Below are 18,783 nucleotides of genomic sequence, written 5' to 3'. Positions count from 1 at the left end.
TCTCTCCGGGAACGTCACGGGACCGGCGTCCTGCGGCCGCCACGGCGGCCGCAGGACGCGACGGCGGGAAGGCGGCTAGCGGTGCGACCCCCTGGCGTCCGGCGCGGCGGCGGCGTTGGGCACCAGATGGTGGGTCGGCCGCGCCCGCGGGTGCATGAAGAAATGGCCGGCGGGGGCGTTGTGGACCTTGATGTGCTCGAGGTCGTGGTCGGCCACCTTGCCGCGCTTGTCATGGAACGCGTAGATCGCGAAGGGAATGATGAACACCACCAGGAAGCTGACGGCGAGCAGCGTCACATAGGTCTCGTCCGCCGCCACATTGGGCAGGCCCGACGGCGGGAAGAACGAGATCACGAAGGCGAACGCCGACACCACGAAGCCGACGGACGCAAGCAGGATCTTGAAGCCGTCGCCGCCCGGAACCTGGTACGCCCGCTTCCTGTCCTTGTGCTTCACCACCAGCACGATGTAGGCGATGAACAGCAGGAAGTAGGTGATCAGGTACAGCACGACGGTCAGCGCCATGGCGATGAGGAACGACATGTTCCCGCCGCTGCCGGTGTTGGTGAAGACGATGAGCGCCACCGTCGTGATCAGCAGCTGGAACACCACCATGGAGACCGGAACGCCGTTCCGGTTCACTTTGGCGGCGATCTGCGGAAGGATGCCCCGCTGGGCCGTCACATACATGCCGCGCGAGGGGCCCACGATCCAGGAGGCGATCTCGGCCAGCACGCCCAGGGTCAGCAGCGCCGCGACGATGCGCACCGCCCATTCCAGACCCGGGCCATAGTGCAGGATCAGCCGCTGGAAGGTCTGCACCACGCCGGCGCTGAGGTTGATGTCCTTGAGCGGCACCACCGCGGCGACGGCGAGACCGCCCATCGAGCTGAGGCCGATCGCCGTCGCCATGAGCAGGAACATCGCCAGCGGATAGTCACGCCCCGGGTTCTTCATCTCGTTGACGTGGGTGGCCGAGGCCTCCACGCCCATGTAGCTCAGGATGAAGGCGACGAAGACGACCAGCGTGCCGACCTTCGTGAAATCCGGGAAGAAGGTCGCGGCGGTCATCTCGATCTGCAGCGGCTCGCCGCCCGCCAGATACAGGATGGCGAGCGCCACCAGGATGAGCGCCGGCAGCAGGATGCCGCCGAAGAAGCCGAGCTTGGCGATCTGGGCCGTGTATTTGGTGCCGCCGAACTGGGTGAGCGCCAGCGCCCACAGGATGATGAGGCCGGCGATGGTCCGCACCACGGGGTCATGGTTCAGCGCCGGCCAGGCGAGGATGTAGGACAGCGCCCCGAGCACGAAGTAGATCATCGGCAGGAAGCCGATGGCGATCTCCAGATAGGTGAAGGAGATGGCCGCGAAGCCCCAGCGTTCGCCGAGCGTGTTCGACACCCAGGCGAACACGCCGCCCTCCTCCCAGCCTTCCACCGTGGCCATTTCCGCCGCGCACAGCGCCACCGGAATGAACCACAGCAGTCCGCCGAGAAGCAGGAAGAAAACCAAGCTGAATCCTGATGTCGCGAAGGTCGGATATTCGTAGACGGCCATTACCATCGAGGCGGTAATGGCGAAGAACCCTGGCAGGGAAAGCTGACGGGCAGGCGCTGTCGCCATGGACGGATCCTCCGGTGCTGGGAGAGGCGCGGCCGGCGCGGCCGCGCCCCATATGCGCGGACGTCAGTTGTGGCTGAACCCGGACGCCTCGGCCGCGGTCATGGGCTTCGAGACGGGATGCTTCTCGAACCAGTCGATGGCGCGGCGCATGTCGTCGAGCAGCAGCTCGGCAAGGTCACGGCTCACGCCGTGGCGCACGAGGATGCGCTGCACCACCAGGTCCTGCCGGTTGGCGGGCATGGAATAGGCCGGCACCTGCCAGCCGCGGCTGCGCAGCCGGTCCGCCAGATCGTAGAGGGTGTAGCCGCCGATGGCGGCACCGTCCTTCAGCTTCCACGCCAGGGCCGGAATGCCGGCCTTGCGGTCGCCGCCAAACAGGATCTCGAACGGCCCGAGCCTGGCGATCTGCGCCGCCAGATATTCCGCGGTGTCGTAACAGGCGTTGTGGATGTGGGCGTAACCCTCACGGCCAAGGCGCACGAAGTTGTAGTACTGCGAGATGATCTGGCCGCCGGGGCGGGAGAAGTTCAGCGCGAAGGTAGGCATGTTTCCGCCCAGATAGTTCACGTTGAACACCAGTTCTTCCGGCAGGTCGGTCTTCTCGCGCCACACCACCCAGCCCACGCCCAGCGGCGCGAGGCCGAACTTGTGGCCGGAGGTGTTGATGGACTTCACCCGCGGCAGGCGGAAGTCCCACTCCAGCTCGGGGGCGCAGAACGGCGCGAGGAAACCGCCGGAGGCGCCGTCCACGTGGATCGGGACGTCGAGGCCGGTCTCCTGCTGCAGGCGGTCCAGCGCGTCGGCCACCGCCTTCACCGGCTCATACTGGCAGGTGAAGGTGACGCCCAGGGTGGGCACCACGCCGATGGTGTTCTCGTCGACGCGCTTCAGCACCTCCTCCACGTTCATGATGAGGCGGTCGCCCTCGAGCGGGATCTCGCGCAGCTCCACGTCGAAATAGCGGGCGAACTTGTGCCAGCAGATCTGCACCGGACCACAGATCATGTTGGGCCGGTCCGTGCTCTTGCCCTCGGCCTGACGCTTCTTGCGCCAGCGCCATTTGATGGCGAGGCCGCCGAGCATGGCCGCCTCGGAGGAGCCGGTGGTGGAGCAGCCCATGGTGGTTTCGGGCGACGGCGCATGCCACAGGTCCGCCAGCATCCGCACGCAGCGCGCCTCGATTTCCGCGGTCTGCGGATATTCGTCCTTGTCGATCATGTTCTTGTCGATCGACAGGTCCATGAGGCGGCGGATCTCGTCGTCGACCCATGTCTGGCAGAAGGTGGCGAGGTTCTGGCGTGAGTTGCCGTCGAGCATCAGCTCGTCGCGCACGGCGGCGAAGACGTTCTCCGGCAGGCTTGGCGCGGCGGGAAAGCCGCTTTTCGGCAGGCTCTGACGCAGCAGGGTCGACGCATAGATGTCGTCAAGGACGTCTGCAGGCAGTTTCCCTGTGGTTTTCTCCGGCATTGCGGTCTCCTTTCGCTGGCCAGTTTCCGGCGTCCGGTGGCTCATCAGAAGCGTTGCTGGGCCATCAGCAGGATCTGGTGCGCCTCCTGCGACGCGCGCGGCAGTCCCATGCCCGTGTTGCGGTATTGCGTGGCCCGGTAGACGTTGAAATCGTACTGGACGGCTACAGAAAAACCGGAAACCGGCGTCCAGACGACGTTTGCGCCCAGATTGAGGTTCTGGCCGCCCGAGGCGCCCCAGGTGAAACGGGCCAGGGGGTCGTTGATGTAAAACTGGGCGAAACCGCCGAAAAATGCGGACGACCACTGGTGCGTCCAGTTGTGCAGGTACTGCGCCGTGACGTTCCAGCCGGTCACCGGCGAGAATCCGCCGTCGGCGCGGATGTAGGCGTCCGGCGGAGAAAAGTCGCCGCTGGCGTTGACCAGCCCCAGATAGCTGGTGGCGCCGCGGGTGACCGCCGTCTGCAGGAAGAGCGAGTCTCCCGGGGCGACTTGCGGCAGGTCGAACACCACGCCGACCTGCAGCGCGTAGCCCCACATGGCCGGGGTGGAGGCGCCGTAATACCCCTGGGCGGGGCCTGCGAAGGTCTTCGCCCGCACCTCGTGCAGCGCGCCGGAGAGCTGGAGCTCGCCCCAGGCGGCGCGGTGGGCGATGGCGACCACCATGTCCGGCTTCGCCGCCCGCTGGTTGAAAGCGGCCAGCGCCGTGGCGCGGGCGGGGTTCACGCCTGCCTGGCGCCCCCAGGGCGCCTCCAGCGAGAAGGTCGCGCTCCAGCCGCCGCCGAAGCGCAGCGTATAGGCGAGCAGGAGCAGCTGCTGGCTGTCGCCGACGGTGGCGGGATCCGTGCCGATCACATTGGCGTTCGAATAGAAATCGAACCTTGAGCCCTGGTGGCCGAAGGTGAAGCCGGCGAAATCAATGAAGGCGTCCCAGGGCGAGAAGGTGAAGCTCTGGGGACCATCGGACCAGGGATTGGCGCTGCGGCCGCGAAAACGCACGTTCACATAGGCGCGCAACGGCCCGAGTTCGGTCTGGGTTATGGTGTGGGCCTTGAGACCAAGCGTGCCGACGCCATACGTGCGGTCATTGCCGGACGGATAGTCGGAATAGGTGTTGAAATAGCTTTCAGCCCACAGATAGGCGCCGAACCGGAAGCAGATCGCCGTCTGCGGCGACCATTCCGCCAGGGCGGCGCCGGCCTTGCAGCGCTCCGCCTCGGTCCGGGCTGGCGGATCTGCTTCCGTGGCGGCAGCCGCCGCCGGCGACGGCGCGCCGGACGCGCACAGCATGGCGACGACAAGCGCAGCTCTGAAGGGTGACAGCGCGGCCACGTCCTTCCCCCGATGATTTTTGAAACATAAATCGCAGCATTTCCATAACACTGATATAAATTTTAGTATTTCAAGCACAAAACTATCCACATACCGCTCACGTTTTTGTTACAAATAAATTTGCATGAATAAATAAAAACAAATATTTCCGCAGGGAATCGTCCGGAACCCATCTGAGATACGCCGGCGCGCGCCGCAGATGACGCCAGGCGACGCGCGCGGGACGGACAAATCTTCAGCTTGGGCGCATCACCGCAACGTGCGATTATTCTGGCGCCGGCGCGCGACCAGTGCTTCCGCCGCCGTGCGAAAACCATCGTCCGCCGGCAGGAAGCTGACCGGTCGGGCGCATGCGTCCGCATGTGCGGCGCGGCGGGCGGGATTCCGGCGCCGCCGCCTCCCCGTGGCCGGCGGCGGCCGCCCACGGCGGTCTCTGGACGGAAAGCCGCGCCGTCACGCGCCCTGCCGCTGCAATCCTGGCGGCGCGCGGGGCCGGGCCGCGCCGCATCCGCAAAGTCGCGGGCGACGGCGCGCAGCGCAGCCGGCGCCGCGTGTCAGCGGCGGGCGAACGACGCAGGCGCCAGGACCACCTGCGCCCCGCACGGGCGCGCGGACGGGCTGGCCTGGCCACGCGCGGCCAGGCGCCGTCCCGGCGTGGCGCGGGCCCTGCTGGCCCGGAAAGATCCGGGCGGCGGACGCAGGACGCCAGCCGGCGGGCATTCCATGGCGGGCGGAAAGAAAGACAGGAAGGCGAACACAGCGCGATGGCGGGCCGGCGGCGTCGCGCAGGCCGCCATGCTGGCGCCAGGCGGCGCGCAGCCGCCTCACGGACCGCCGCGTCTGAACGCTGGCGGAGCGCGCCGGCGCGGCGGCACGGTCCAGGGCGGCGGCCGGACCGCCGCCGCAAGGAAGCCCCACAGGAGCGGAACGCCGCGCGCGCCGGACGGCCGCGGGACCGGGATCCCCCGGACGTCGCCGCCCGGAGGAGAGACTGTCTTAACGGCAGACGCGCACGGGGCCGCGCGGCGTGCGGGTCACGTAGCAGCGCGGCGGACGCGGCGCGTAGCGATACCGCGGCGGCGGCGGATAACGGTAACGCGGCGGCGGCGGCGCATAGCGGTACGGCGCGCCGCGGTAGCAGCGCCCGCCCGGTCCGCGGAACCAGCCGGGCCCGCAGCCGCCGGCGACCTCCGTGACCAGCGGCGCGGCGGCGCCGGCGACCGGAGCGGCGATGGCCCCCGCCGGCGCGGCGCCGGCTGACGAGGCCATCAACAGCGCGCCTGCGACGGCGCCCAGACACGCAAGACCCCTGATGTTCATGACGATATTTCCCCTGCCGTGCATGCGCCCGTCCGGCGCAGGCCTGACAGGCGAAGGCTTCATGACGGGCGCGCCGGAAGACGCGGCGCAAGCTGAAGCGGACCTTGCGCATCTGCCCTGGGTGACGTGGCGGCGTCCCGCCCGCCCGGCGGACCGGGCCTGTCAACTATTGCAGAGCGGCGCCGGCGCTGGCAACGACGCTTCCGTTCAACTTGCAGCGGCGGCGCGACGCCACGCCGTTCTCCTCCACGCATGCCCCCAGCGCCAGCAGCACGTGGACGCATCTGAAACCGGCGGGAAAGTTCTTCAGGAACATTTCCCCGGTCGAGCCGGGGTTCCCGGAAATGCTGGTGACGCCCGGCTCGCGCAGCAGCTGGAAAGTCACGTCACGAACTGGTGCTGCGGCCACGCCGCCCTCCCTGCAAGCCCCCGGCGTCGCCGCTCCCCATGAACGCCGCCACCGGCGCGCGCCCGACGGACCGACGCCTGCTCACGCCGCTGAACTGCCGATGATCCGGGCTGCTGGAGGTAAATCTGCAATGCAGGGAAATGCGCGGAAAGCCTGAAAGTATGGCGCTCCCAAGGGGACTCGAACCCCTGTTTTCGCCGTGAGAGGATGATGTCCCAGGACGTGGTGTAGCTTAGACGGCCACGGCTCATCCCAGAGGGTCGGATGAGTGTCAGCTTGTTGCTGGCAGGCTGATGAGTGGATCATCGCTCATCGTAGCGATTGTCTCAAGGGTCATATAGCGGGATCGCTGGACGGCCCATTCATCGTTCTGTTCGAGCAGCAGTGCACCGACCAGGCGCACGATAGCGTCGTCGTTGGGGAAGATGCCGACGACCTCTGTCCGCCGCTTGATCTCGCCGTTCAATCGCTCAATCGGGTTGGTCGAGTGAAGTTTGGCCCAATGCTGCTTGGGAAAGGTCATGTAGGCGAGCACGTCTTGCTCGGCGCTGTCCATGAGACTGGCGAGCTTCGGCACCTTTGGCCTGATCTGGTCGGCGACGTTGCGCCACTGGGTGCTTGCCGCCTCCGACGTGTCCTGAGCGAAGGCCGTGGCAATGAAGGCGGAGACGACACGCCGTCCGCTCTTTCCAGCATGGGCCAAAGCATTGCGCATGAAGTGCACCCGGCACCTCTGCCAGGTAGCGCAGAGCACCTTCGATACTGCGGCTTTGATGCCCTCATGCGCATCTGAGACGGCGAGCTTGACGCCACGCAGACCCCGCCTGGTCAGCTTTCGAAGAAACTCGGTCCAGATCGCCTCGGCCTCGGACGTGCCGATCTCCATGCCGAGCACTTCGCGTCGGCCGTCGGTGTTGACGCCGACGGCAATGATGACTGCAACAGAGACGATGCGCCCGCCACGCCGGACCTTCAAATAGGTCGCGTCAATCCAGAGGTAGGGCCATTCGCCTTCGATGGGCCGGTCGAGAAAAGCCTTCACCTTCTCGTCGATCTCCTCGCACAGCCGGGAGACCTGGCTCTTGGAAATGCCCGACATGCCCATGGCCTTAACGAGGTCGTCAACCGAGCGGGTCGAAACGCCCTGGATGTAGGCTTCCTGGATCACCGCGGTCAGGGCTTTCTCGGCCATGCGACGCGGCTCCAGGAAGCTCGGAAAGTAGCTGCCGGTGCGGAGTTTCGGAATGCGAAGTTCTACTGTTCCGGCCCGCGTCTCCCAGTCTCTGTCGCGGTAGCCGTTGCGCTGGGCCAGCCGAAAGGCATTCTTCTCGCCATAGGCCGCGCCTGTTTTCGCGCCGACCTCCAATTCCATCAGCTTCTCGGCGGCAAAGCCGATCATCTCGCGCAGCAAATCGGCGTCAGCACTCTTCTCAACGAGCGAGCGCAGGTTCATCATATCGTCGGTCATCGGTGGTGTCCTTCAGGTTGGTTCTAAGCAACCCGACCCTATCGGAAATCACCGATGGCTATGAAATCCAACTACACCACGGCACGGGACACGATCCGTGAGAGGGCGAGCCAACAGAGAATTCTTGTTGAAATATAACGGTTATTTTGATCGGCTGTAGGCAAGCCCTGTAGGCAAACGCCAAGTGGGCGCAAGCTAGGAAATATCCACACGCTTCAACCGATCTTCAATGGGTACTAGCTGATCCGCTGCCCTTATCTGCACCTTAGTTACAGGTCTCTGGCCGACCCATGCGGACGGCATTTTGGCAATCGCAATAGACTCTGGGCCGTTGAAGACGATTTCTCCGCTCAGTGCCTCAAAATCAAATTCGAAGAACAGCAGATGATCGGCCCTTGGATTCACGCACCTAAAAACTGGCCCGCGTCCAGTACCTGTGGCTTTGATCTGGACCGTGCGACCATCAGGATGTTGAGCATCTACCCCTGTTCCATTGCCAGACAGAATCCTCAGGCCGAACAGTTCACAAGCAACAGCCTCCCCTATGTCCCCGACTAGGTTTCCGTCCAGAGTGAACCGCAAGCCCACGGCCGCATAATGGCTACGCAGCTTATTCCGCGCGCTGACCAATTCGGCTACAATCGGCGGAAGACGGAAGTGGCGTCTGTAAGGCAATGCTGTATCTCCCAACTATGGATTCTAGGCCGCGAATGCACATCACATCAGGTGAGCGTTTCGCATACACTAACGCCATGGTCTGCCCCCTGAAAAGTGGTCCTCCCTGAAGTAGGCTATTGAGCCGTAGGAGGACGTTTGAATGCCCCAGAAGAAGCATAGACCTGAAGAGATCGTGGCGAAGCTGCGCCAGGTTGATGTTCTGTTGTCACAAGGCCGGTCAGTTGGCGAAGCGGTTCGTTCGATCGGCGTGACACAGTTCACGTATTACCGATGGCGCAAGGAGTTCGGCGGCCTGAAGGGCGATCAGGTGAAGCGCCTGAAAGAGCTTGAGAAAGAGAACGACCGGTTGCGCAAGGCGGTGTCGGACCTGACGCTCGAGAAGCTGATCCTGAAGGAGGCTGCCTCGGGAAACTATTGAGCCCCGCTCGCCGCCGTCGCTGCGTCGATCATGTCATGGCGAAGTTCTCCGTCTCGGAGCGCTTTGCCTGCAAGGTTCTCGGCCAGCACCGTTCGACCCACCGCAAAAAGCCCAAAGGCCGGCCGGATGAAGAGGCATTGACCGCCGACATCATCCGCCTGGCCTCACGCTACGGCCGCTATGGCTATCGCCGGATCACGGCAATGCTGCGATCCGAAGGCTGGACGGTGAATGCCAAGCGTGTCGAGCGCATCTGGCGGCGGGAGGGGCTGAAGGTTCCCCAGAAGCAACCGAAGAGAGGACGTCTCTGGCTGAATGACGGATCATGCGTTCGGCTTCGGCCGGAGCACCCCAATCATGTCTGGTCCTATGACTTCGTCGAGGGCCGGACCCACGATGGCAGGAAGTTCCGCATGCTCAACATCATCGACGAGTTCACCCGGGAGTGCCTGGCGATCCGCATTGATCGCAAGCTCAACTCGACCGACGTCATCGACACCCTGTCGGACCTGTTCATCCTGCGCGGCGTGCCGGGCCATGTCCGTTCCGACAACGGCCCGGAGTTCATCGCCAAGGCTGTACGGGAGTGGATCGTAGCCGTCGGCGCAAAGACAGCGCAGCGTTCATCGAACCAGGAAGCCCTTGGGAGAACGGCTACTGCGAGAGCTTCAACTCGAAGCTCCGCGACGAACTGCTTGACGGTGAGATCTTCTACAGCCTCGCCGAGGCCAAGATCATCATCGAAGCCTGGCGGCGATACTACAACACCAAGAGGCCACACTCGTCGCTTGGATACAAGCCACTGGCACCCGAGGCCATCATCTGGCCTGCGCCAGCAAGCGGAGCAGCACCGTCATCTGCCCAGGCAATAGCCCCAAGGCCGATCATGAACTAAGATTGAAACCGGACCACCCTATGGGGTCAGGCCACTAGCAGGTAGCGGCCGACCAGGCCGGCTTCTCCGACAGGGTGCTTCACCTTCAGCACCCACTCCCGCAACTCCTGAACATCCCGCCCCTTGGAATACACCCCGTAACTCAGACCCAGCGGCCTATGGCCCAGCAGGCGGGCTGCGACAGCCTCGGGACAGCCAGCCCTTTCCAGCGCTGTGGCAAATGCCTTTCGCAGACTATGGAAGGTCTTGCCCTCGGGCATCCCCAGCGAGCGCATGTAGCGGCCATAGCGGACGGACAGGGCTGACGCCTTCAACCCGGCAGGAAGACTGACACCCTCCAAGGCCGGATGGACCGGAACCACCCGCGCAGCGTTCGCCGTCTTGCCGCCCTTCAGGACAAAGCAGGGGACACCGGACACCTCTTCACGTTCAGCCCGGATACATTCCTCCAAGCGGAACCCAGTGTAGATGGACACCAAGAAGGCGGGCCCGAGCGCGGGATCGTCTTTCACCGCCTGATAGGCCCTTAGAAGTTCATCGTCAGAATAGAAGCCGAAGGACTCCGCTTCCTTCGCCTTCACCCCGGAAGCCCTGACAGCACCCTCAAACGGATTGCGCGGCTTCTGGTCTTCCTTTCGCCAGACCCACTCCCACAGGTGGCTCATAACGGTGGCGTATCGCTTCGCCGTATCCTTGGCCTTCCCCTCACCGACCTTCTCCAGCCAATCCAGAGCCTGTTTGCGAGTTACCCGATGCAAAGGCCGGTCGCCATTGACCTTGATCCACAGCTTCACAGTCGTCTGGTAATTGGCCGTCGTCGTGGCGCTCCGCTTGGGATTGGCCTCCAGATAGGCTGAGAGCGTCTCTGAGACGACCTCCAAGCCTTGGATATGATCCCGCACCGCCTCCACTGCAGGCCCTTCCTCGACCTCGCGCAGGCTGTCCTTGATAGGATCAAGGGCCGGATTGTCCATTTCCTCGCCATCGAATTCATTGACGAACGTGGCAGGCCCAACCTCTTCCCGCAACTTCGCCCGCCAAGCCTCATAGCTCAGGGCGTCAACATTAGACGCGGAAGCAGAACGCTTCTTCTCATACGCTTCAATGCGGGCTTTCAGCAGCGGCAGCACATCCCAGCGCCGCTTGCGAGCTTCGCCCAAGTCCCCAGTGCCGAGAGCCTTGCGCAGGTACGGTCCCAATTCCTTCCGCAGGTGAGCGGGCACAGGAACGCGAACGTACCATCTCTGGCCTAGGCGCTGGAGATACAGAGTGTCTTGATTCGGGGAGGAAGAGGACTTGCCGCTTTCAGATCGCTTCGCCACCATGCCTGTAACCTGCCAAGCTCAGGGGCTGTAGGCAAGTCCTGTAGGCAAGTCAGGCACCGTAAAGCCTGAAAGTGTGGCGCTCCCAAGGGGACTCGAACCCCTGTTTTCGCCGTGAGAGGGCGACGTCCTAGACCGCTAGACGATGGGAGCCCGCTGCGGTGAGGAGGCGTATAGATGGCCCCGGCGGCGCTTTCAAGCGCTTTTCGCAATCTGCCTGTGCAAAGTTGCGTTTCCGGACTCCCGTCTGGGGATATCTCGGCGTGAGGCCGCACGTCCCGGCGCGCCCTGGCGGGACGGTCCGGCCGGTCCGCGCGCCCGCGCTCGCGGTGCCGGCACCCTGACGGACAAGGCTTTTCTTCCGCCGGCCGGCGGGAACGCAGGCTGGCGGGCGGGGGCGGAAGACAACGTCGGCGCCCTGCGGCCATCTGTGATAAACGGACGCCGGTGACCGCCATTTTCCGGCGGCGGGCGCGGCCGCCGGCAAGGAGACCTTTCCGTGAACAGACGGCGTGACGCGCGCGCAGACCGGGCCGGCCAGACCGTCCCCGACATGCAGGCGGATCCGGCGCCCCGCGGCGGCGTGGCCGGCCACGCCGCGTGCGCAGGCGACGATCCCGGCGGGGACAACGCCGCGCCCGCCGGCGACGCAGCGGCCGGAGCAGGCGCGCCGGCGCGCGCCCGCGCCCCGGACGCCGGCCGGCTCGACCGTCTGCTGGCCGGGCTGTTTCCGCAACTGTCGCGCAGCCGCCTGCAGCAGGTGATCCGCTCCGGCGGCGTCACCGTGAACGGCCTCGCCGTCGTCGCGCCGTCGGCGAAAATTCCGGCGGGCGCGGACATCGTCCTCACCCTGCCCGGAGCGGAGCCGGCGCGACCGCAGCCGCGCGCCATGCCGCTCGACATTCTCCATGAGGATGAGCACGTCATCGTGGTGAACAAGCCCGCCGGCATGGTGGTGCATCCGGCGGCCGGCCATCACGACGACACCCTCGTCAACGCCCTGCTCGCCCATTGCGGCGACAGTCTCTCCGGCATTGGCGGCGTGCGCCGGCCGGGCGTCGTGCACCGGCTGGACAAGGACACCAGCGGCGTCATGGTGGCGGCCAAGAATGACCGCGCCCATCAGGCGCTGTCGGCGCAGTTCGCCGACCACGGCCGCACCGGTCCGCTGCGGCGCCAGTATGTCGCCCTGGTCTGGGGCGCGCCGGCGCGGCCGCGCATGACCATCAGCCGGCCGCTGGCGCGCAGCGCCCACAATCGCGAAAAAATCGCCGTCGTTCCCGAGGGGCAGGGACGCGAGGCCATCACCCACGTCACGCTGGAGAAGGTCTGGGGGCCGTTCGACGCCCCCGCCAGCGGCCGCAAGGCCGGGGAACCGGTGGCCGCGCTGGTGCGTTGTGAGCTGGAGACCGGGCGCACCCACCAGATCCGCGTCCATATGGCCGCCGCCGGACATCCGCTGCTGGGCGATGCGCTCTATGGCGCCGGTTTCGCCACCCGCGCCAGCCGCCTGCCGCAGGCGGCGCGGGACGCGCTGGCGGCGCTCGGACGGCAGGCGCTGCACGCGCGCAGCCTCGCCTTCGCCCATCCGGCGACCGGCGAGACGCTGGCGTTCGAGGCGCCCCCTCCAGCGGACATGCAGCGCCTGATCGACGCGCTGGACGCCGCCGCCGCGGCCGCGGACTTCCCTCCACGCCTCCCGCCCGCCCGTGGCGGCGGGACGCAGGACATGGAATGAAGCATGGAATGACGCGGGCGACGGCGCAGCACGAGCGTCCTGGCGGCGCTTGACGTTTCGCCGGACAGTTCCGACATCATCCGACGTCGCAGGGTTTCCGGGTCCCAAGGCCAGAACGGGGCCGCCTGCCTTTCCGGCTTTCGTCCCCGGGGGGCGCGCTGGCGCCGTCACGGACCGTGCGCGCCGCGGCGTGCGCGTCAGGTGCGGCGGCGCACGTCGTCGCCTCCCGGGAGCAGGCAGGATGGGCGTGTCCGGCGAATGGGCGAAGACCCACCCGGACTGCAGGAGATCCGGGCTGTGCTGGCGGCGCGTCGCGCCGCTCCGTACAGCTCAGATAGGCCCCGGCGGCCGTGGTTCAAGGGGGACCTCCCTTGCAGGGGGCTTCCTCCGGCCCGGCCGCCTGGTTTTGGCCATCATGACCGGAGACCATGCGCTTTTACGGTCGGCCATTGTGGCGACCGTGACCGCGCCGCCCTGGGTGGGGCGCAAAAGGAGAGTCCAAATGGCTACGACATCGATGCCGGTTCTTTCGAACGAAGGCGGACTTTCGCGCTATCTGGACGAAATCCGCAAGTTTCCGATGCTGCAGCCCCAGGAAGAGTATGAGCTTGCCAAGAGATGGCGGGAGAAAGGGGATCGCGAGGCTGCCCACAAGCTCGTGACCTCCCACCTGCGCCTCGTCGCCAAGATCGCCATGGGCTATCGCGGCTACGGCCTGCCGATCGCGGAGGTCGTTTCCGAGGGCAACGTCGGACTGATGCAGGCGGTGAAGCGTTTCGAGCCGGAAAAGGGCTTCCGTCTCGCCACCTACGCCATGTGGTGGATCAAGGCGGCCATCCAGGAATACATCCTGCGCTCGTGGTCGCTGGTGAAGATGGGCACCACCGCCAACCAGAAAAAGCTGTTCTTCAACCTGCGCAAGGCGAAGAGCCGCATCGCAGCCCTTGAGGACGGCGACCTCTCGCCCGAGAACCTGAAGTCCATCTCCACGCAGCTCGGCGTGCCGGAGAAGGACGTCATCGAGATGAACCGCCGCCTCAGCGGCGACGCCTCGCTCAACGCGCCGCTGCGCGCCAACGGCGAGGGCGAAGGCGAATGGCAGGACTGGCTGGTCGACGAGACCGCAAGCCAGGAAGCCCGCCTGCTCGATGAGGAGGAGAAGACCAACCGCCACAAGGCGCTGGAACAGGCGCTGGACGTGCTCAACCCGCGCGAGCGCCGCATCTTCGAGGCGCGCCGCCTCTCCGACGATCCGGTGACGCTCGAGGAGCTCTCCGGCGAGTTCGGCGTGTCGCGCGAGCGGGTGCGCCAGATCGAGGTGCGCGCCTTCGAGAAGGTGCAGGAGGCGGTGAAGCGCTCCATGGCCCAGATTGAGGCGCCGCGCGCGCCCGCGGCGCTGGCGGCCCACTGACGGTCCGGCGCAGGCAGGGGACGGCGCGCGCCGCCCCCGCCCCCCCAGAAGCGCCCTTCAGGAACGCCCTCCAGGACGCCGGTGAAAGACGCCGGTGAAAACCGCAGACGGGAAGGGCGGAAGAAAGAAACGCCGGAAAAGCCCTGCACATGAAAAATCCCGCGGCGCCTGCGCTCCGCGGGACAGTTTTCTTGAGCCCCCTGAACCGGCGGGCGGACGCGGTCAGCCGCCGTTTTTCCAGCTGTCGAAGGCCTCGCGGATAACCCGCTCCCCCTCCGCGCCCTTCTCCAGGGCGATGACGGCGCGGCGGCCGTTGTCGTAACGGATTGGCACGTCGATCCACGGCTGGTTGAGGATCAGGTTGACGTTGCGCTCCACGTCATTGGGCAGGTTGGAGAGGCCGACGAGGAACACCGAGCTGGAGACCGCCACCGGCAGGCCGGCCAGCGGCGCGCCGCGGGCGTTTTCCTCGGCCTTGAACTGGGGCACGCCGACATCGCGCACCACCCGGCCCTCGCCCTCCGCCATGGGGCGGAACACCAGCTCCATCAGGTGGGAGGCCGGCAGCGCCGGATCGGTGTTCTTGCGCAGGGTGATCAGCATGTTGAGGCCCGCCTCGGGAAAGGAGGCCTCGGCGCGGATGACGTTCTCGATCGGCTGGTTCGGGCCGGGGTTCTCGGAATCAAGCCGCCACTTCACCGAGCCGTTGATCACGCGCGGCGTCTGGGGATTGTCCGGGGTTTCCTCGTAGAGGATGGCGCGCTGCGCCTCCACGGCCGGCGCGGGCCTCGCCGCCTGCGGCCGCTCGACCCGCTGGCTGAATTTCTGGTCGCCCTGCGCGGACCCGGCGGGCGCTTCGGCCTGCTCCGCGGACACGGCCGGGGCGGAGGGCTCCTGCACCTTGTTGGCCCAGTAGGCGACGCCGGCCACCATGGCCAGCGCCACGGCGAGCGCGCCGCCGAGCATCATGCTGCGGCGGCGCACGCGCGGATCCTGCGGCGCCGGGGCGGCGGCCGCGTCAGCGTCCGCCGCGCCGGCGGCGCCCGTCGCCGCAGAGGGCGCGGCGGCCTCCGCCCCGGCCGGCGGCGGACGGTTCGCGGCCGGGCGCAGGGTGGGCGCGGCGAGCGGCGCGGCCTTCGGCGCCGCGGCCTCCCCTGCGGCGGCAGGCTGGCCGGCCGCCGGCGTGGGTTTTGCGGCGGCGGCTTCCGGAGCGGGCGCGGCGCCCGCCGGCGTCTCCCGGACGGGAGCGGCGGGCTGCGGCTGCGCAGGAGCGGCGGGACGGACCGGCGCGTCGGGCGCGGACCGGGCGTCGGAGCCGCCCGGCGCCGGCTGCGCCGGCGCCTGCGGCGGGGCGGCGGGAGCGGCGGCGGCGGTCTGCTCGGCCTCGATGCGGGCGATGACGTCGTTGAGGGCCGCCATCTGGCTGGCGATCGCCTCCTCCGGCATCGGCGGATCCATGGCGCGGAGCTGGGCGTTCAGCACGTCCCGCGCGCGGTCATAAAGCGCCTTGCGCGTTTCGGGGGAGTTGTCCGGCAGGCCGCGGATGGCCCGATCCAACAAAGGATAAAAGTCCGCCATGGCAGCTGGAATCGCTCCCGCATGTCAGGATGTCAACCCTCGAAGGGATTGTGCACCAGAATGGTATCGTCACGCTCCGGGCTCGTCGACAGCACGGCGACGGGGGCGCCGACCAGCTCTTCGATCCGGCGAACGTATTTGATGGCCTGGGCCGGCAGTTCGGCCCAGCTGCGCGCCCCCGCGGTGGACGCGGACCAGCCTTCGATCTCCTCGTACACCGGCTTCACCCGGGCCTGCTCCGCCTGTCCGGCGGGCAGGTGGTCGATGCGGCGACCGTCCAGCTCATAGCCGACACAGACCTTGATTGTCTCAAAACCGTCCAGAATGTCCAGCTTGGTCAGGGCGAGACCATGGATGCCGGAGGTGCGCACGGTCTGGCGCACCAGGGCGGCGTCGAACCAGCCGCAGCGGCGCTTGCGGCCGGTGTTGACGCCGAACTCGCGCCCGCGCGCGCCGATCAGCTCGCCGGTCTCGTCGGTGAGCTCGGTCGGGAACGGACCGCCGCCGACGCGGGTGGTGTAGGCCTTGGCGATGCCCAGCACATAGCCGATGGCCGAGGGGCCAAGGCCGGAGCCGGTGGCCGCCTGGGCGGCGACGATGTTGGAGGAGGTGACGAACGGATAGGTGCCGTGATCGATGTCGAGCAGCGCCCCCTGGGCGCCCTCGAACAGGATGCGGCGCCCCTCGCGGCGCATGGCGTCGAGACGGGCCCAGACGGTGTCGACGAAGGGCAGTATCTTCGGGGCGATTTCGGCGAGGGCGGCGATCAGCGCGCGCCCGTCCACCTCCGGCACGCCGAGGCCGCGGCGCAGGGCGTTGTGGTGGGCCAGGAGGCGCTCCACCTTGGCCGGCAGCGCGTCCACGTCGGCCAGATCGACCACGCGGATGGCGCGGCGGCCCACCTTGTCCTCATAGGCCGGGCCGATGCCGCGGCGGGTGGTGCCGATCTTCAGCCCCTCGCTGGCGTTCTCGCGCAGCTCGTCCAGCTCGCGGTGCAGCGGCAGGATGAGGGTGGCGTTGTCGGCGATTTTCAGGTTGTCCGGCGAGATCCCGACGCCCTGGGCGGACAGGCGGGCGATTTCGTCCACCAGATGCCACGGATCGACGACCACGCCGTTGCCGATGACCGAGAGCTTGCCCTTGCGCACGATGCCGGAGGGCAGCAGGGCCAGCTTGTAGGTCACGCCATCGATGACCAGGGTGTGGCCGGCGTTGTGCCCGCCCTGGAAACGCACGACGACGTCGGCCTGCTCGGAGAGCCAGTCAACGATCTTGCCCTTTCCCTCGTCGCCCCACTGGGCGCCCACCACCACGACATTGGTCATCGCGAACTCTCTGATTGTCCGAACGTCCGGGAGGACCACGTCCCGCTGGCCCCTCCACAACAAGAAACCCCGGCGCAAGGCCAGGGTCTTGCACCTTCGTTTCCTTCATTCCGGCGCCGAGGTCAAGGGCGCGCCGCATGCCCGGACGTCGCGCCTCCCCCGGCCGGGGACGATAGCGCGAAGGCGCGCGTTGTGCGACGGTCCCTGCGCCCCGCCCGCGTCGCGATTCCCGCGGCCGGGCCTTTCGGCGCGCCCCCGCCGCCCGCCTGATCCGGACCCTGACGCCATGAACGCCCTGCGCCGCGCCGGCGCCGCCTTTTACGCCAACGGCCCCGCCCTGCTCGTGGCCACCACCCTGCTGTGGGCGGGCAATGCGGTGGCGAGTCGCCTCGCCCCCGGCCACATCTCGCCGCTGCTGCTCACCTGCCTGCGCTGGACCATGGTGCTGGCCATCGTCGGCGTGATGTTCCGTCACGCCATCGCCGCCGAATGGCGCCAGCTGGCGCGGGCCTGGCGCAGGGTGCTGTTTCTGGGGGCGATCGGCTACACCCTTTTCAACGCGCTTTTCTATGCCGCCGGCGCCTATACCAGCGCCCTCAACCTGACGCTGTTCCAGAGCTGCCTGCCGGCGCTGATCCTGGCCGGCGGGGCGCTCAGCGGCCAGGCGCGGGTGACGCCGCTGCAGATTCTCGGCATGCTGCTCACCATGGCCGGCGTGGCGGTGGCCTCCAGCCATGGCGACCTCTCCAGCCTGCGCAATCTCGACCTCAACCGCGGCGACGTGCTGATCATGATCGCCTGCGTGCTTTACGCCGTTTACACCATCGGCCTGGGCCGGCGCCCGCAGGTGAGCGGCGCCACGCTGTTCGCCGGCATGGCGCTGGCGGCGCTGCTCACCTCCATTCCGCTGGCGGCCGGGGAGATCGTCGCCGGGCGCGCCATCTGGCCCACCGACGTCACGGGCGCCGGCGTGCTGCTCTATGTGGCGGTCTTTCCGTCGCTGATGTCGCAGATGTTTTACATGCGGGCGGTGGAGATCGGCGGTCCGGACCGGGCGGCGATGTTCCTCAACCTCACCCCGGTGTTCGGGGCGTTCATGGGCGTGGCCATGCTGGGGGAGCGCTTCGGCCTGTATGAGGCGGCGGCGCTGGCGCTGGTGCTCGGCGGCATTTTCATCGCCGAGCGGCCGGGCCGGCGCGGGCGCGCTGTTTGAGCCGCGCCCCTCGCGGCGGACGCGCAGCAACAGCGCGAAAGGAGGGCGCGGCCGCCCTTTTGCCTCCGGCGCCGGCGGTGCGGCGCGCCCCTAGCGGATGCGCATTTTCTCGATCATCTCCGGCGTGGCCTTGCCTTCGCGGAACACGGCGTTGCCGCGCAGCACCGGCTCGCCGTCGCAGGTGACGATGCACTGGGCGTAGAGCAGGCGGTCGACGTTGCGCACCACCTCGGTGCGGCCCTCGACCCAGCCGCCCAGCCGCCCGGCGCCCAGGAAGTCACAGGCCAGCGACACGGTCATGTGAAAGCCCTGCAGGTTTTCCTGGTATTTGCCGGCCACCGCCATCTGGATGTCGGCGAAGGTCAGCATCATGCCGCCGTGACAGATGCCGGCGATGTTGCAGTGGCGCTGCTCGACATGGAAGCCGAGCTTCAGCAGCCCGTCCTCCTCCTTCATGGCGAAGGGACCGGTCAGGCCGAGGAAGTCGTTGTGCGAGCCGATGCGCAGCGGCCGGAAGCCGGGCGGCAGCGGCCGGGAGGCGTCGGAAGCGTTGTCCGGAACAGGCGCGAGCGTAACCATCGTCATGG

14 protein-coding genes, 1 tRNA gene and 1 pseudogene are annotated in these 18,783 nt (G+C 67.2%); 4 read left to right on the top strand and 12 right to left on the bottom strand.

What is annotated here, in order from left to right:
* Positions 1-75: 75 nt before the first annotated feature.
* The 7 genes from gadC to ACFFJB_RS14320 form a co-directional block, all read right to left on the bottom strand.
* A complete protein-coding gene (gene gadC, locus ACFFJB_RS14350; RefSeq protein ID WP_376832358.1) occupies positions 76-1,623 on the bottom strand; it encodes a glutamate/gamma-aminobutyrate antiporter in 1,548 nt (515 codons plus the stop codon).
* 63 nt (positions 1,624-1,686) lie between these two features.
* Complete coding sequence (gad, locus tag ACFFJB_RS14345) at positions 1,687-3,090, bottom strand: glutamate decarboxylase (protein ID WP_376832356.1); 1,404 nt, start codon at positions 3,088-3,090, stop codon at positions 1,687-1,689.
* Positions 3,091-3,134: 44 nt separating this feature from the next.
* A complete protein-coding gene (locus tag ACFFJB_RS14340; protein ID WP_376832354.1) occupies positions 3,135-4,421 on the bottom strand; it encodes a porin in 1,287 nt (428 codons plus the stop codon).
* Positions 4,422-5,417: 996 nt separating this feature from the next.
* A complete protein-coding gene (locus ACFFJB_RS14335; RefSeq protein WP_376832353.1) occupies positions 5,418-5,741 on the bottom strand; it encodes a GCG_CRPN prefix-to-repeats domain-containing protein in 324 nt (107 codons plus the stop codon).
* 166 nt (positions 5,742-5,907) lie between these two features.
* On the bottom strand, positions 5,908-6,150 hold the full coding sequence (locus tag ACFFJB_RS14330) for a hypothetical protein (RefSeq protein WP_376832352.1): 243 nt from the start codon (positions 6,148-6,150) through the stop codon (positions 5,908-5,910).
* Between the two features lie 271 nt (positions 6,151-6,421).
* The gene (locus ACFFJB_RS14325; RefSeq protein ID WP_376828581.1) at positions 6,422-7,618 is read right to left on the bottom strand and encodes an IS256 family transposase; all 1,197 of its coding nucleotides are present in this window, start codon (positions 7,616-7,618) and stop codon (positions 6,422-6,424) included.
* A 195-nt stretch (positions 7,619-7,813) separates the two neighbouring features.
* Positions 7,814-8,293, bottom strand: coding sequence for a DUF6998 domain-containing protein (locus ACFFJB_RS14320; protein WP_376832350.1), 480 nt, complete (start codon positions 8,291-8,293; stop codon positions 7,814-7,816).
* 142 nt (positions 8,294-8,435) lie between these two features.
* Between ACFFJB_RS14320 and ACFFJB_RS14315 the strand changes: the two are divergent.
* A pseudogene (locus ACFFJB_RS14315) lies at positions 8,436-9,609 on the top strand (IS3 family transposase).
* A gap of 26 nt (positions 9,610-9,635) precedes the next feature.
* On the opposite strand, the gene ACFFJB_RS14310 reads toward ACFFJB_RS14315, so the two are convergent.
* Together ACFFJB_RS14310 and ACFFJB_RS14305 are read right to left on the bottom strand one after the other, a co-directional pair.
* Positions 9,636-10,934 (bottom strand): site-specific integrase, encoded by a 1,299-nt coding sequence (locus ACFFJB_RS14310; RefSeq protein WP_376832348.1) that lies wholly within the window; start codon positions 10,932-10,934, stop codon positions 9,636-9,638.
* Between the two features lie 74 nt (positions 10,935-11,008).
* Positions 11,009-11,084: transfer RNA gene (locus tag ACFFJB_RS14305), tRNA-Glu, on the bottom strand.
* Positions 11,085-11,430: 346 nt separating this feature from the next.
* Between ACFFJB_RS14305 and ACFFJB_RS14300 the strand changes: the two genes are divergently transcribed.
* Both ACFFJB_RS14300 and rpoH read left to right on the top strand, forming a co-directional pair.
* Complete coding sequence (locus ACFFJB_RS14300; RefSeq protein WP_376832346.1) at positions 11,431-12,669, top strand: RluA family pseudouridine synthase; 1,239 nt, start codon at positions 11,431-11,433, stop codon at positions 12,667-12,669.
* A gap of 502 nt (positions 12,670-13,171) precedes the next feature.
* Positions 13,172-14,080, top strand: coding sequence for an RNA polymerase sigma factor RpoH (rpoH, locus tag ACFFJB_RS14295; protein WP_376832344.1), 909 nt, complete (start codon positions 13,172-13,174; stop codon positions 14,078-14,080).
* Positions 14,081-14,302: 222 nt separating this feature from the next.
* Here rpoH and ACFFJB_RS14290 read toward each other — a convergent pair whose 3' ends face one another.
* Both ACFFJB_RS14290 and ACFFJB_RS14285 read right to left on the bottom strand, forming a co-directional pair.
* Positions 14,303-15,658: a hypothetical protein gene (locus ACFFJB_RS14290; RefSeq protein WP_376832342.1), complete on the bottom strand. Its 1,356-nt coding sequence runs from the start codon at positions 15,656-15,658 to the stop codon at positions 14,303-14,305.
* A gap of 32 nt (positions 15,659-15,690) precedes the next feature.
* On the bottom strand, positions 15,691-16,983 hold the full coding sequence (locus tag ACFFJB_RS14285; RefSeq protein ID WP_376832340.1) for an adenylosuccinate synthase: 1,293 nt from the start codon (positions 16,981-16,983) through the stop codon (positions 15,691-15,693).
* Between the two features lie 286 nt (positions 16,984-17,269).
* Between ACFFJB_RS14285 and ACFFJB_RS14280 the strand changes: the two genes are divergently transcribed.
* Positions 17,270-18,196 (top strand): DMT family transporter, encoded by a 927-nt coding sequence (locus ACFFJB_RS14280; protein ID WP_376832338.1) that lies wholly within the window; start codon positions 17,270-17,272, stop codon positions 18,194-18,196.
* Between the two features lie 90 nt (positions 18,197-18,286).
* Here the strand turns inward: ACFFJB_RS14280 and ACFFJB_RS14275 are convergent, their stop codons facing one another.
* Positions 18,287-18,781, bottom strand: coding sequence for a PaaI family thioesterase (locus tag ACFFJB_RS14275; protein ID WP_376832336.1), 495 nt, complete (start codon positions 18,779-18,781; stop codon positions 18,287-18,289).
* Positions 18,782-18,783: the final 2 nt, after the last annotated feature.

Origin of the sequence: Camelimonas abortus, assembly GCF_042432745.1 — a bacterium.
Taxonomy (GTDB): domain Bacteria; phylum Pseudomonadota; class Alphaproteobacteria; order Rhizobiales; family Beijerinckiaceae; genus Camelimonas; species Camelimonas abortus.
This window is presented reverse-complemented; position numbering and strand designations above follow the sequence as displayed.